14 protein-coding genes are annotated in these 14,146 nt (G+C 62.9%); 6 read left to right on the plus strand and 8 right to left on the minus strand.

The genetic code is table 11. The features are described from left to right. Positions 1 to 85: 85 nt before the first annotated feature. The 4 genes from MUO32_RS03585 to MUO32_RS03600 all read right to left on the minus strand — a co-directional run bounded on the left by MUO32_RS03585 (position 86) and on the right by MUO32_RS03600 (position 3,264). Positions 86 to 295, minus strand: coding sequence for a heavy-metal-associated domain-containing protein (locus MUO32_RS03585; protein ID WP_257946853.1), 210 nt, complete (start codon positions 293 to 295; stop codon positions 86 to 88). 77 nt (positions 296 to 372) lie between these two features. Beyond that, positions 373 to 840, minus strand: a complete 468-nt coding sequence (locus MUO32_RS03590; protein ID WP_257946854.1) for a MarR family winged helix-turn-helix transcriptional regulator — start codon at positions 838 to 840, stop codon at positions 373 to 375. A gap of 222 nt (positions 841 to 1,062) precedes the next feature. Further along, the gene (locus MUO32_RS03595; RefSeq protein WP_257946855.1) at positions 1,063 to 2,235 is read right to left on the minus strand and encodes an aminotransferase; all 1,173 of its coding nucleotides are present in this window, start codon (positions 2,233 to 2,235) and stop codon (positions 1,063 to 1,065) included. Positions 2,236 to 2,253: 18 nt separating this feature from the next. Beyond that, positions 2,254 to 3,264, minus strand: a complete 1,011-nt coding sequence (locus MUO32_RS03600; protein ID WP_257946856.1) for a LysR substrate-binding domain-containing protein — start codon at positions 3,262 to 3,264, stop codon at positions 2,254 to 2,256. 186 nt (positions 3,265 to 3,450) lie between these two features. Here MUO32_RS03600 and speB point away from each other — a divergent pair, with 186 nt between their 5' ends. From speB to MUO32_RS03630, 6 genes are all read left to right on the plus strand, one after another. Continuing rightward, positions 3,451 to 4,503, plus strand: coding sequence for an agmatinase (gene speB / locus MUO32_RS03605; RefSeq protein WP_257946857.1), 1,053 nt, complete (start codon positions 3,451 to 3,453; stop codon positions 4,501 to 4,503). A gap of 68 nt (positions 4,504 to 4,571) precedes the next feature. Next, positions 4,572 to 5,660: a PotD/PotF family extracellular solute-binding protein gene (locus tag MUO32_RS03610; protein WP_374708583.1), complete on the plus strand. Its 1,089-nt coding sequence runs from the start codon at positions 4,572 to 4,574 to the stop codon at positions 5,658 to 5,660. A 79-nt stretch (positions 5,661 to 5,739) separates the two neighbouring features. Next, positions 5,740 to 6,774, plus strand: coding sequence for an ABC transporter ATP-binding protein (locus MUO32_RS03615; protein ID WP_257946858.1), 1,035 nt, complete (start codon positions 5,740 to 5,742; stop codon positions 6,772 to 6,774). Next, positions 6,771 to 7,625, plus strand: a complete 855-nt coding sequence (locus MUO32_RS03620; protein WP_257946859.1) for an ABC transporter permease — start codon at positions 6,771 to 6,773, stop codon at positions 7,623 to 7,625. Before MUO32_RS03615 ends, MUO32_RS03620 begins: the two co-directional genes overlap by 4 nt. Further along, positions 7,622 to 8,419 (plus strand): ABC transporter permease, encoded by a 798-nt coding sequence (locus MUO32_RS03625; RefSeq protein ID WP_257946860.1) that lies wholly within the window; start codon positions 7,622 to 7,624, stop codon positions 8,417 to 8,419. The genes MUO32_RS03620 and MUO32_RS03625 overlap by 4 nt, the downstream gene beginning before the upstream one ends. Positions 8,420 to 8,425: 6 nt before the next feature. Then, complete coding sequence (locus MUO32_RS03630) at positions 8,426 to 9,208, plus strand: carbon-nitrogen hydrolase family protein (RefSeq protein WP_257946861.1); 783 nt, start codon at positions 8,426 to 8,428, stop codon at positions 9,206 to 9,208. On the opposite strand, the gene MUO32_RS03635 is transcribed toward MUO32_RS03630, so the two are convergent. The 4 genes from MUO32_RS03635 to MUO32_RS03650 all read right to left on the minus strand — a co-directional run bounded on the left by MUO32_RS03635 (position 9,205) and on the right by MUO32_RS03650 (position 14,134). After that, a complete protein-coding gene (locus MUO32_RS03635) occupies positions 9,205 to 10,080 on the minus strand; it encodes a DMT family transporter (protein ID WP_257946862.1) in 876 nt (291 codons plus the stop codon). The two genes, MUO32_RS03630 and MUO32_RS03635, sit on opposite strands and share 4 nt — an antisense overlap. Positions 10,081 to 10,152: 72 nt before the next feature. Continuing rightward, positions 10,153 to 11,823: an amidohydrolase gene (locus MUO32_RS03640; protein WP_257946863.1), complete on the minus strand. Its 1,671-nt coding sequence runs from the start codon at positions 11,821 to 11,823 to the stop codon at positions 10,153 to 10,155. 21 nt (positions 11,824 to 11,844) lie between these two features. After that, positions 11,845 to 13,026 (minus strand): serine hydrolase, encoded by a 1,182-nt coding sequence (locus MUO32_RS03645; protein ID WP_257946864.1) that lies wholly within the window; start codon positions 13,024 to 13,026, stop codon positions 11,845 to 11,847. A 73-nt stretch (positions 13,027 to 13,099) separates the two neighbouring features. Beyond that, positions 13,100 to 14,134, minus strand: a complete 1,035-nt coding sequence (locus MUO32_RS03650) for an extracellular solute-binding protein (RefSeq protein ID WP_374708584.1) — start codon at positions 14,132 to 14,134, stop codon at positions 13,100 to 13,102. Positions 14,135 to 14,146: the final 12 nt, after the last annotated feature.

The raw sequence follows: 14,146 nt of genomic DNA on the forward strand, positions 1-14,146 counted from the left end.
CCGGGAGTGGACCGAGGGGGGTATGGCCTCAACTTAGATAGATCGTGCACCTTCCCATCATGTCAAGGTCAAGCGGTTTTTGCCTTCAGTCTGCTACGACCGGCGAATACCCTTCCGCCTCGATGACGGACGCGACGGCGGCGCGGTCACCGGCATTTTCGACCGAAACGCGCTTGGAGGGAAGGTCGATTTCCACCTTCGCAGCCGGGTAGGCACCCAGCACGGCGCTGGTAATGGTCTTGGCACAGTGGCCGCAGGTCATGTCCGATACGGTGAAGGAATGCGTGGCGCTCATGGGCAGTCTCCTGATTTGCCCAAGCATGCTGAAGCCTTCCCCCATGGCAAGGTCAAGCCCCGCGGGGATGATTCCGATCAACTGAAAAGCCGCGAAAGAAGCGCCAGAAACTGATCGCGGGCGCGCGCGCCCCCCAATCGCTCCAGGCAATCCGCCTCGAAATCGGCCTCGGCACGCCGGGCATGGTTCAGAAGGTTTTCGCCTGACACCGTCAGATAGAGCGCGTGGGAGCGGCGGTCGTTCGGAGCGCTCCGCCGCTCCGTCAGACATCGTCCCTCGAGATCGTTCATAAGCGACACGAAATTCGCGCGCTGAATACCAAGTGCCGCCGCAATTTCAGATTGTTTACGCCCTGGGTTTTCGGCGATCAACGCCAGCACGCTGTATTCCGTGGGGCGCAGGCTCACCACCGAGAAGTGGTGAAGGAACCGCTGCATGAACTGGCTGTGCGCTCGACGAAGTTGATGCGCAACGCTTTGAGAGACCGCAGACGCATCCAACCCCTCTACTGATGGAGCATCATAAGTTTCGCTTATCTTTTCCATAGCTTGGCCACCTTTCCCCGGCGCCGGAAGAATTCCGGCGTGCGGCCCGCGCATGACCATAGAACCCCGCGCGGATGACGCAAGGCACCTGATACGCGATTGCAGGAATATTCCACTTGCAATCAAGGGACGAGGAATGATTTTGCGAATTTTCAAGTCGGGCTCGACGCCCTGAGTTTATTTCAGTACGCCTTAACTCAACCGAAAGAGGATTTACCGCGATCAGTCCATCGCGAATCGATTGAGGCGCTCCCTCAGCAATCCGATTGTCTGCGTGTCGGCATTGGCAAAGGCAAATCGCAGATAGCCCTCCTGACCCGCGCCGAAATAGCTTCCCGGCAGGCAAAGAATCCCGGCTTCCTTGGCGAGTTTTTCCGCCACGCGGGCAGACGACACGCCTTCGAAGGGGTGGCCGATGAAGGCGAAATAGGCACCGACAGCACCGACCCGCCAGGCCGGTGCGCCCGCCATCGTCGCGAGCAGCGCCTCGACACGGCGCGCGATCTCCAGCCGGTTTTCCTGCCTCCATTCCGCCAGCAGCGGCAGCGCGGTGGCGACGGCCGCCTGTGCCGACCGCGGCGGACAAATCTGCAGATTGTCCATGATCTTCGCCACCTGCTCGACCACATCGGCACCCGCCGTGATCGCGCCGAGGCGATGACCGGGAATGCAGAAGGATTTCGAGAAGCTGTAGAGGCTGATCAGCGTGTTCTCCCAGCCTGTGCGGCCGAAGAGATCATGCGGGCGTCCTGCGCCTGCCGGCAGGAAGTCGCGATAGGTCTCGTCGAGGATCAGCCAGATGCCGCGGGACGCGCAGAGATCATAGATCTCCGACAGCAGCGCCACGGGATAAACCGCACCCGTCGGATTGTTCGGCGACACAAGCGCGAGCGCCCTTACATCCGGCGTGATCGCCGCCGCGATCGTCCCGATATCCGGCAGGAAGCCATTGGCCGCATCGCAGGCGGCAAACCGCGTCTTGATGCCCAGCATGGCAAGCGTGGTTTCCTGGTTGAAATAGTAGGGGTCCGTCATCAGCACGGCATCTCCGGCCCCGGCGATCGCCATGGCAGCACAGATGAAGGCTTGATTGCAGCCGGCCGTCACATGGACGTTGCCGGCGGCAAGCGGCAGGCCGTAGGTCCCGGAAAGATGATCCGCATAGGCCTTGCGAAGGCTGTCCTCGCCCTCGATCGGACCGTAACCGGTATAGGCGCGTGAAGCGGCGTACTCGCCAAGCAGGCGCAGCATCTCCGGGTGGGGCGGATAGCCGGGCACGGCCTGCGAGAAATCGATCATCGGGCCGCTGCGGCCGTCATAGGCATCGCCCCAGGCGAAGACATGCGGGATCGGCGGGGCGGCAAGGGTTTCGACGAGCGGGTTGAAGCGAGGCATGGTCATTTCCGTCAAAGATCAGGCGCGGGTCTTGCGCTGGGGGTTGGACGCGGTCCGGCGTTTGGCCGGGATCGGGCGAAAGGGTTCGGCCGCACGGGCGCCGCGGCCACGCAGCAGCATACGTGCGGAAGTCTGTGGCTCGGGCATGCTTTCCTCGAGCGAGGAGAACAGCCACTCGATGAAGACCTTAACGATCGGCGCCTGCCGCGCGGATTGCCGGCAGGCCACATAGAACGCGTCATTGGCCGGCACCGTGAGATCGAACGGCACAACCAGTTCGCCGCGCGCGATCAAATGGCTGGCGGTGATCGTGTCGCCAAGCGCGATACCCTGGCCGTGCAGGGCCGCCTCGGTGGAAAGCCGCGCATCGCTCATGAAATGCTGGCGGCCGCGCACGATATCGATCGCATCGGCCGCCGAAAGCCAGGTGCTCCATTCGCGCCCGTCATCGCCATGAAAAAGCGTATGGTCGGAAAGGTCGCGCAGCGACCGAAGCGGGCGGCTGTTGAGCAAAGTGGGGCTGGCGATCGGAAAGAGGTCCAGACGCGACCAGAGCCGGGTCCAGTAGTCCGGCCAGTTGCCGTCGCCATAGAGTACGCTGACATCGGTATCGAGCGAACGCAGGTTTTCCGGATCGTTGGCGGCGATCAGCGTGACGCGCACACCGGGGAACTGGTCCGTGAAGGTGTTGAGACGCGGGATGAGCCAGAGCGAGAGCAGGGCCGGCACGCAGGTGACGGTGAGGTCGCCGCTCGTCACCGGCTGCTTCATCAGGGCGGTCGCCGCCGCAATCTCTCCGAAGGCATTGGTGACGGCGGGCAACAGCAGCGCGCCCTGCGGCGTCAGCTTCAGCCGCTTGCCGCCGCGTTCGAACAGTACGGTATCCAGCGCCTCCTCGAGCGCCTTGATCTGATGGCTCACCGCGCCGTGGGTGACATTCAATTCCCGCGCGGCGGCCGACACGGCGCCGCGACGGGCGGTCGCCTCGAAGGCGCGAAGGGGGTTGAGCGGCGGAAGACGCGCGGCCATGGAACGGAGAGCCCGATATGTTAGTTTTTCTCACGCTAATCGCTATAACAATGTCAATTGCTTTTCCAGTCGTTTTATTACGATACTATGAAGAACGAGGGCAAAGCCCCGGGGGAACAAAATAGAAGACTTCTGCACCGGCCCCCGGTCTGCCTTCACATTTTCTAATGAAATGAGGTAGACACGATGAGCGGCAGCAAGCTGGACGAACTCAAGGCGAAATACGGCGCAAGCCATGGCGGCGAAATGTTCGATCCCGCCTTCCGCAAGGTCGCCGACAAGATCTTCACCAAGAACGGGACGCGCCTTGCGCCCTACGCCGGCGTCCCGACATTCCTCTCCGCGCCCTACATGCAGGTCGATGCCAACGAGCCCGATTTCGGCAACCTGCAGGTCGCCATCACCGGCGTGCCGATGGATCTCGGCGTCACCAACCGCCCGGGCTCGCGTTTCGGGCCGCGCGCCATGCGCACCATCGAGCGCATCGGCCCCTACAACCATGTCCTCGATTGCGCGCCGGTGCAGGAACTGCGCGTGGCCGATATCGGTGACGTGCCCTTCCAGAGCCGCTACCGCCTCGAACTCAGCCATGACGACATCGAGAAGCGCTTCAACCAGATCGTCGATGCCGGCGTGATTCCGCTTGCGGTCGGTGGCGACCATTCGATCACCCATCCGATCATGAAAGCGGTCGGCAAGAAGCAGCCGGTCGGCATGATCCATATCGACGCCCATTGCGATACGGGCGGCATGTTCGACCAGACGAAATTCCACCATGGCGGCCCGTTCCGCAACGCCGTGCTCGACGGCGTGCTCGACCCGACCCGCACCATCCAGATCGGCATCCGCGGTTCCTCCGAATATCTCTGGGAGTTCTCCTACGAGTCCGGCATGACCGTCATCCACGCGGAAGAAGTCAGCGGTCTGGGCATTCCCGCCATCATCGAAAAGGCGAAGGCCATCGTCGGCGACGGCCCGACCTATCTCTCCTTCGATATCGACAGCCTCGACCCGAGCTTTGCGCCCGGCACTGGCACGCCCGAGATCGGCGGCCTCACCACGCGGGAGGTTCTGGAGCTCATCCGCGGCCTCAAGGGCATCAATCTCGTCGGCGGCGATGTGGTGGAAGTCGCGCCGCAATATGACGCGACGACCAACAGCGCGCATGCCGGCGCGCAGGTTCTGTTCGAAATTCTCAGCCTAATGGTTTTCAGCCCTTCCGTGGCGCGGACGGCCTGACGTAGAATAGCAACAACGGGAACGCTCCGGCCGGATCAACCGGTCGGCCTAACAGGAGAAAGACCACTATGCGTGACATCCTCAAGACCAATGTCAGCCGCCGCGCCGTGCTGGGCGCCGGCGTTGCCGGCGCCTCGCTGCTCGCCATGCCGGCGATCCTGCGTGCGCAGGACAAGTCGCTGAAGGTCGGCGTCTACGGCGGCTATTTCAAGGACTCCTTCGACAAGAACATCTTTGCGGATTTCACCAAGGAGACCGGCATCGCCGTCGAATCGATCGCCGAGCCGACCGGTGAAGCCTGGCTCGTCCAGCTCGAACAGGCCGCCAAGGCCGGCCAGGCTCCGGCCGACGTCTCCATGATGTCGCAGGTCGCCATGCTGAAGGGCCAGTCGACCGAACTCTGGGCGCCGCTCGATGCGGCAAAGATCCCGAATCTGTCGAACCTCATCGATCACTTCGTCAACAAATATCCGGATGGCCGCCTCGCCGGCGTCGGCGCCGTTGCCTGGTACATCACGCTCGTCACCAACACGGATGTCTTCAAGGAAGCTCCGACCTCCTGGACGGCCCTCTGGGATCCGGCAAACGCCGACAAGCTCGGCCTGCTGGCACTCGTTTCCAACTCGTTCCTGCTGGAAGTGACCGCCAAGACCCATTTCGGCGGCACCAACGCGCTCGACACGGAGGAAGGTCTCCTCAAGGCGTTCGAAAAGCTCGCCGAGGTCAAGCCGAACGTTCGCCTGTGGTACCGTGACGAAGCCCAGTTCGAGCAGTCGCTGAAGTCGGGCGAAATCCCGATGGGCCAGTACTACCACGACGTAACGGGCCTTGCCGCCGCTGACGGCCAGCCTGTGCGCTCTACCTTCCCGAAGGAAGGCGGCATCATGGACTCCGGTTGCTGGGCGCTGTCGCGCGCTTCGAGCAAGGTCGAGGAAGCCCACATCTTCATCAACTACATGAGCCAGCCGAAGATCCAGGCGCTGCTGTCGCGCAAGGTCGGCACCGCGCCCACCGTCAAACGCGACCTCATCGACCTCACGGCCGAAGAGTTCGCGGCGGTGTCCTCGGATATCGATCCGATCATCCCGCGCTACGACCTCTATACGACCAAGGCCGACTGGCTGAACCAGAAGTGGACGGAAATGATCGCAGGCTGATCCCTGCCTTTCCTGAAAACGACCGGCCGGCTTCGATAGCCGGCCGGTCTCCAACCCGTCAGCGCCGAGCGGAGCCCCAATGTCCGGATTGACCCTCCAGAATATCGTCAAGCAGTTCGGCCAGTTCACGGCCGTGAAGAATGTAGAACTTACCGTGCCGCATGGCACCTTCGTCTGCCTTCTCGGCCCGTCCGGCTGCGGCAAGACCACGCTGATGCGCATGGTCGCCGGTCTCGACCTGCCGACCAGCGGCGCGATCAAGCTCGACGGCAAGGACATCACCAACGTTCCCACGCACAAGCGCGACCTCGGCATGGTCTTCCAGTCGCTGGCGCTCTTCCCCCACCTGACGGTCGGCGAAAACATCGCCTACTCCTTGCGCATCCGCGGCGTTGGCAAGGAGGAGCAGAAGAAGCGCGTCGACGAGCTTCTTTCGATGATCCACCTCACCGGCTATGCCGACCGCCCTGTCGCAAAACTCTCCGGCGGCCAGCGCCAGCGTGTGGCAATTGCCCGCGCGCTTGCCATCTCGCCGAAACTGTTCCTGCTCGACGAGCCGCTTTCGGCCCTCGACGCCAAGCTGCGCGAGGCCATGCAGGTGGAACTGCGCCAGCTCCAGCAGCGGCTCGGCATCACCACCATCGTCGTCACCCACGACCAGCGTGAAGCCATGACCATGGCCGACACGGTCGTCGTGATGAACAGTGGCGAAATCCGCCAGGCCGCCGCTCCGGTGGAAATTTATCGCCGGCCCGCCGACACCTTCGTTGCCGACTTCATCGGCATGACAAACCTCATCGATTTCAGCGCCGATGGCGCCGGTGCGCACGTGCTCGGCGCCGCAATCCCCGGCCTCTCGGTTCCAGCAGGCCTCAAGTCCGGCATTATTTCGGTCCGTCCGGAAGACGTGCATCTCACCGCGCCCGGCAACGCGCCGGTCACGGGTACCGTCACCTTCGTGCGCGATCTCGGCGGCACGATCGAGACCTTCGTGGAAGCCGCCGGCAAGCAGATCGTCGCCGTCTCCATGCCGAATGCCCGGCCGGACGTCAGCGTCGGCCAGTCCGTCGGGATCCAGCTCAACCCTGATGACTGCGTGGTGCTGAAGTCATGAGACGCGAAGCCCCGCAAAAACTCACCGACTATGGCCCGCTGGTCTTCCCCGCCGGCATGCTGATCGTGTTCTTCGTCGTGCCCTTCGCGACGATGATCGCCGTTTCCTTCTTCCGGCGCGATCCGTCCGGCTTCTACACACCGGATTTCGTCTTCGACAACTATGCCCGGTTCCTCAGCCTGTTCTTCGGCAAGGTGCTCGGCTTCTCGCTGTTCCTGGCGGTCACTGTCGCCATCTGCTGCGTCGTGCTGGCCGTGCCCTTCACCTACCTGCTTTCGCGCGCGAAACGCCGGACGCAGGTGCTCTGGCTGGTCGCGCTGCTGTCGATCCTGTCGCTTTCGGAAGTCATCATCGGCTTTGCCTGGTCGACGCTGTTTTCACGCACTGCCGGCATCACCAATCTTCTCGTGATGCTCGGCATCATGGATCAACCGGTGGCGCTGAACCCGAGTTTCGGTGCGGTGCTGACGGCCATGACCTACCAGGCGCTACCCTATACCGTGCTCGTGCTCTATCCCGCCTTGGTGCGGCTCGACCCGACCCTGACGGAGGCCGCGCGCACGCTCGGCGCTTCGCCGGTCAAATCCTTCTTCACCGTCGTCGTACCGGCACTCAGAAACACCATCGTCGCCACGCTGATCATGGTCTTCATCTTCGCGCTCGGCTCCTACCTGCTGCCGCAGATCCTCGGCCGGCCGCAGCATTGGACGCTTTCGGTGCTCATCACCGACCAGGCGATTTACCAGTCCAACATGCCGTTCGCCGCCGCCATGGCCGTTTTCCTCGTGCTCGTGACACTCGGCCTCGTCGCACTCACGGTCATTGCCGGCCGCAAGGGAGAAGCCGCATGAACGGTCTTTTGCAAAAGGTCTATTTCGGCCTCGTCGGCCTCTTCCTGTCGCTGCCGCTCATCGTCGTTGCCGGCGTATCCGTAAACGAGAAGCAGGATCTGGCCTTCCCGCCGAAGGGTTTTTCGCTCGGCTGGTACGGCGAGATTTTCGCCAATGTCGAGTGGCGCAACGCGCTTTTCGCCTCGATCACGCTGGCGGCGCTTTCGGCCGCCGTCGCACTGCTGATCGCACTGCCGCTCGCCTGGTTCCTCTGGCGGCGCCATGCGCCCTGGGCAAATATCTTCCAGCTGCTCGGTATCGCACCGTTCACGCTACCGCCTGTTATCACGGCGCTCGGCCTGCTCACCTTCTGGGCCGCGACGGGCTTCTACGGCCAGCCGGCGACCGCCGTCATCAGCCATGCGATCTTCTTCGTGACGCTGCCGCTGGTGACGCTGTCGCTCGGCTTTTCCTCCATCGACCGCTCGCTGGTGGAAGCCGCCGCGACGATGGGCGCCGATGACCGCACGATCTTCCGCACGGTTGTCCTGCCGCTGATCCTGCCCTACCTGATCTCCGGTTATGCGTTCGCCTTCGTGCTGTCGCTCAACGAGTATATCGTTGCCTATATGACGATCGGCTTCACGATGGAAACGCTGCCGATCAAGATCTTCAATGCGCTGCGCTACGGCTATACGCCGACCATGGCCTCGGTCACGATCCTCTTCGTGGCGATCGCGGCCACGATCTTCGGCCTCGTCGCGCGCTTCGGCGACCTGCCGAAGCTGCTCGGCGCCATGTCGTCAAAGGACTAGAAAACCATGCGGATCGCCGCCCTTCAGATGCATGCGATTGCCGGTGACGGCGAGGCGAATATGGAGCGCATCGCGGCCGCCGCCGCCGATGCGGCCGGGGGTGGCGCCAAGCTGCTGATCGTGCCGGAGCTTGCCGTCACCGGTTACGGGGCAGGCGAGGCGGCGTTCGAAAAACTCGCCTCTCCCGCGACGGGCGCGGTGGCCGAACGCCTCAGCGCGATTGCGCGGGACAACGGGATCGCCATCGTGGCCGGCTTTGCCGAGCAGGAGGGCACGCTGACCTACAACAGCGCGCTCTTCACCGACGGCATCGGCACCAATGCCGTCTACCGCAAATCCCATCTCTACGGCGAATACGAACGCAACGTCTTCAAGCCCGGCACGCCCGCCTCCGTCATGGTGGAACTCGGCGGCATCAGGCTCGGCATGCTGATCTGCTACGACGTGGAATTTCCGGAAAACGTGCGCCGTCTTGCGCTTGCCGGTGCCGACCTGGTCGTAGTTCCCACCGCATTGCCCAAGGGCTCCTCCGGCACCTTCATCGCCAATCACATGATCCAGGTGCGTGCCTTCGAAAACCAGGTCTTCGTCGCCTATATCAACCACTGCGGCGCCGACGACAATTTCACCTATGCAGGCTTGTCGCGTATCGCTGCACCCGACGGCAAGCTGCTCGCCGAAGCGCCGGCTGAAGGCGAAACCCTGCTCTTTGCGGAAATCCGTCCCGAGGACTATGCCAGGTCACGGGCGGAAAACACCTATCTCGTCGATCTCGGCCGCCCGAGCTAGAGGCTGATCAAGGCAGTCCCGGCCACCGCCAGCGCCGCACCGATCCAGGCGGGAGCCGACGGCGAGATGCCGGTGCGCGCCCAGACCATGGGCAGGATGACGATGGGCGTCATCGACGAGAGCGTTGTGACGACCCCGACATTGCCATGCGCCAGCGCCGCCATCAGGAGCGACATGCCGAGGCCGACGCCGAGGAAGGCGGAACCGACAGCAAAACCCAGCGATCGCTTCGCAATGTTCGACGCCGGTTTCAGCGCCGGATGCGGCACGGCCATCAACAACAGGAAGAACAGCGCCGCAAGGCCGGACCGGACCGCCATGGCCGTAAAGGGCTCGACGCCGCCAACCATGGCCGGCCGCGCGGCGAGGCTGCCGAGCGCTTGTCCGAAAGCGGTAACGACACCCAGCACGATACCGAGCCAGGGCGTTCGCTCCACCTTGGCTTTTGAGGACGACCGGCCGCTGATCGCCAGCAGGATGCCTGAAAGAACGCAGGCGATGCCGATGCCCTGCTGGCCCGACAGGGTTTCGCCCAGAAAGAAATAGCCGAGCACCACCGCGAAAGGTGAAGCGAGCGAGAAGAGAAGGGCCGTGGTGCGCGGGCCGGCCGTGTAGATCGTCGCGAAATAGGTCGTGCTGGCGATGACGATGCCGAAGAGGCTGGAAACCGCGAGATAGCCGAATTGCCAGAGTTCCACGGTGCGCCAGCCGCCAAGGAGAAGCGAAACGGCGGCCGTCATCAGAAAGGCGGCGCCCATCTGCAGGCGTGCGAGATCGAAGAGCGGCAGGCGGCCCTGCAATTCGCTGACGAGCATGCCGCTCATCGCAATGCAGACGGCGGCGGACAGGGCGAGAATTTCAGCGATGTACATGAAAAGGCCGGGCGGTTGAATGCCCGGCCTATCGCATGGATTCGGTCTGCCCGATAGGGCCTCTTTTCCAGATCAGGCCTGATAGGTGATCCGGCCGTCGCAGATGGTGGTGACGGGGCGAACCGTTGCGAGCTTCGTGAAGTCGGTTGCCTCGACGTCGGCCGAAAGCACGACGATATCGGCGAGATAGCCGGGCTTCAGAACCCCCTTGCGGTCTTCCATGAACTCAACCCAGGCGCCGTTCTTCGTATAGGCGGCAAGCGTCTCGTGCAGTGAAAGCCGCTCGTCCTTCATGCCGTCCTTCCAGACCTCGCGCGACATGGCGCACTGGATGCAGTTCATCGGATCGAGCGGGGAGACCGGCCAGTCTGTGGCAAACACGATCTCGGCGCCGGCGTCGACCAACGTGCGCCAGGCAAAGGCATAGGGCCAGCGGTCCTCGCCGATATAGGAGAGATACGGTTCCAGCGGCAGGCCGGCGCTGCCCGGCGGGTGGGTCGGCTGCATGGAAGCGACGGTGCCGAGCTCCTTGAAGCGCTTGATATCGTCGGGATGCACGACCTCGATATGCTCAATGCGGTTGCGGCTGTCACGCATGCCGTTCGCCTCGATGGCAGCCTCGTAGCCGTTCAGCACCATGCGCACCGCACCGTCGCCGATGGCGTGCACGGCAACCGGCAGGCCGAGCTTGTCGGAGGCGATGGCGACGTCGTTGAAGTGTTCCTGCGAGAAGAGCGGATCACCCTTCAGGCCCGGCTGGTGGCAATAGTCGTCGACGAAGACGGCGGTTCCGGATTCCGTCACGCCGTCCATGAACAGTTTGACGAAGTCCGAGCGCAGGCGATCCGAGTTGAAACGTTCGCGCCACGCGGCCGCCTTGGTCTCGAGGTCGGAAAGCGGCATGAAGTTCTTCATGTGGAAGGGCATGCGCACGCGCACCGGCAGACCGCCCGTCTTCTCGATCTCGTCGAGCATTTCCAGCTGGTAGAGGCTGCCGTCCATGTTCTGCAGCGACGTGATGCCGAGCGACGCGACGTAGGCCAGACCTTCCTTGAGGATATCGATATCGCCGGCGCGCTCTTCCGTCGTCACGTGCTCCGGATCGCCGCCCGTGCCGACGCCGAGCATTTCGCGGCCACCCGTTTCGCTGAGCGAGGAAACCGGGCGGATGGCGTTGCTTTCGCGCAATTCGCCACTGGCAAGCCCGTCGTCGCCCATGACGATCTCGTTGCCCACACCGACATCGCGGCCTTCAAGGATACCGCCGAGCTTCAGTGCGAGCGTGTTCGCCCAGGCGGTGTGATGGTCCGGAGCGAAGATCAGCACGGCACGGTCCGGCAGGATGCGGTCGAGGTGATGGCGCGTCACGCGTTCGTCGTCGGAAAGGATCGTGTAGTCGGCGTGCTGGGCGATCAGCAACTGGCGTTCCGGATACTCTTCGGCATAGGCCTTCAACGCCTTATCCAGCGCATCAAAGCCCTTCATTCCGTAAAGCGAGAGTTCGCGCAGCTCGGCGGAACCGCCGAAAATGTGCATATGCGCCTCGTTGAAGCCGGGCAGGACCGTCGCGCCCTTGGCATCGATCACATGCGTATCGGGGCCGGAAAAGGCATCGATCTGGGCTTCGGAACCAACGGCCAGAATGCGGTTTCCGGAAACGGCAACCGCGCTCGCACGCGGATTCGCCTCGTCCATCGTCAACACCCGCGCATTGCGGATGATAAAGCTCGCTTCGGTCTGCATGGCGTGTTTCCTCGGTGTTATCTAGATTGTCCGGCGGCAGAGCGCGCGGAAGAACGTGAAGATGTCCTGGTTCTCCTCGTCGCCCAGCGGCTCTGGCTGGGAGGAGAACTTGACGATGACCGTTTCCGTGCTGGGATCGACATAGAGCCACTGGCCGTGGATGCCGATAGCACAAAAGGCGTGGTCGGCTTCGCCGGACTGATACCATTGGCTGCGGTAGCGCCCGTTCGGCAGGTCGACATTACGGCCCAGCTGCCACGCTTGCCTGTCGCCGTTCTCCTGCATGTCGCGGATCCAGGCAACCGGGATGATCTGCTGGCCGTCACGAGCGCCATCGTTGCGCAGGAGTTCACCAAGACGGGCAAGGTCGCGTGCCGTCATGGAAACGCCACCCGCGGTGCGAGGCGTGCCGATCGCGTCGACCGTGATATCGGCGAGGCCCTTGGCGCCCATCGGCTTCCAGAGCAGATCGGCGGTGAGGTCCGCGAAGCGGGCGCCGGTGACGCGCTCGATGATCACGCCGAGCAGGTCGGCATTTGGCGACGCATAGTAGAACGGACCGCCATGCGGGCGCTCGGCCTTTTGCAGCGTGAGCAGGAAGGCGGCCAGGTTTTCAGGCTCCGCATCCGGCATCGGCGGGTTCCAGAGCATCGAGCGGCGATAGCGCGCGAAAGCGCCATAGGGGTCGAGATAGGCCTCCTCGAAATCGAGGCTGACACGCATGTCGAGCACGTCGCGATAGGTGCAGTCACCATAGACGCTGCCCTTGGCTTCCGGCAGATAATCCGTCACCGGGCGATCGGGATCGAGAATACCGTCGGCCTCCAGGATCCCGGAGACGACCGCCGTCAGCGACTTGGAAATGGAAAAGACGAGATGCGGCGCATCGGGATTGGCATGTGCGGCATAATATTCCGCGACGATCTCGCCCTTGCGCATCATCACGAAGGCATCCGTGTGGGCGAATTCCAGAAAGGCGCGGGCGGTTTCGGCGCCGGCAAGGCCGGTTTCCATCGCCTCGTCCAGGAACGTATCGCTGGCGAACGGTCGTTCCGCGACGACCGCTTCGGCGGCAATCACGGCCGTCGGCACGAAGTCGCGCACGTTCTGGAAGGTCCAGCGGCTGAAGGGGGAAGTGCGCCAATTGGCGAGCGTCACATCGGCGCGGGCAAAGCCGTGCCTGTCCTTAAAGGTCTTGATCATGAAAATTCAGCCAAGGCGCGGGAAGGCGCATGACCTTCCCGCGTGGGCTGTCCTCTTTTGGCGGTAAAACCGCTTACTTCTGCAGTTCGGTCCAGATCTTGGTGTAAAGTTCCTGGACTTCCGGCGGGCAGGCGAGGTTGAACTTACCGGCAGCCTTCAGTTCGTCCGGGATCCGGATTTCCGGTGCATCCTTCATGTCGGCAGGCATGAACGGCTCGGAGCCCTTGATGCCGTTCGCATAGCGCCCGAAGGCCGAGAGCATGGCGGCGTTTTCCGGATCCATGATGAAGTTCAGGAAGAGTTTTGCGTTATCGACGTTCTTGGCGTCCTTCAGGATGGCCGCGTTGTCCATCCAAACCGGGTAGCCTTCCTTCGGATAACCGTAGGTGACTTTCTCGTTCTGCAGGCGAGCGCGGAAGGAAGCGCCGTTCCAGTTCACGCCGGCCGCCAGGTCTTCCTTGGAATATTTCTCGATGTTGCCGTAGTCCATGGAAATCCACTTCGGCTTGGCGGCCGTGAGGATGTCGCGGGTCTTCTTCAGGATCGCCAGGTCACCCGTGCAGGGCTCGCCGCCGGCATAGGTCACGGCCATATGCATGACGTCGGACATTTCCGGGATCACGTTGACCTTGCCGACGAGTTCGGCCGGCGGATCGAGGAAGATGGCGGAGGTGTTGATATCGCCGGCATAGACGCCCTTGTTGACGGTCACGCCCGTCGTGCCCCACAGCCACGGAACGGAGTAGTGGCGGCCTTCGTCGAAGGGAACCTTGACCCACTGCTCGTCGACGTTCTTGAAGTTCTCCATCTGGTTCGGTTCGGACTGCAGCAGCAGACCTTCCGAGATCCAGATCGGCATCACGCTTGCCGAGGGGACAACGATGTCGAAGCCATGGCCGCCCTGGCGAACCTTGGCGAGCGCGGTATCGTTCGAGTCATAGTCGGTGATCGTCACCTTGACCTTGTGGGCTTCCTCGAACTTCTTGATCATTTCGGGGCTGGTATAGTTGCCCCAGTTGAAGATGTTGAGTTCGCCTTCCGCATGCGCGATGGCGGTGGAGGCCATCATGCCAGCAGCAAGTGCCATCAATCCCAGTTTCATTTTCATCGGCTGTTCTCC

Source organism: Shinella sp. CPCC 101442 (assembly GCF_024704725.1).
Classification (GTDB): domain Bacteria; phylum Pseudomonadota; class Alphaproteobacteria; order Rhizobiales; family Rhizobiaceae; genus Shinella.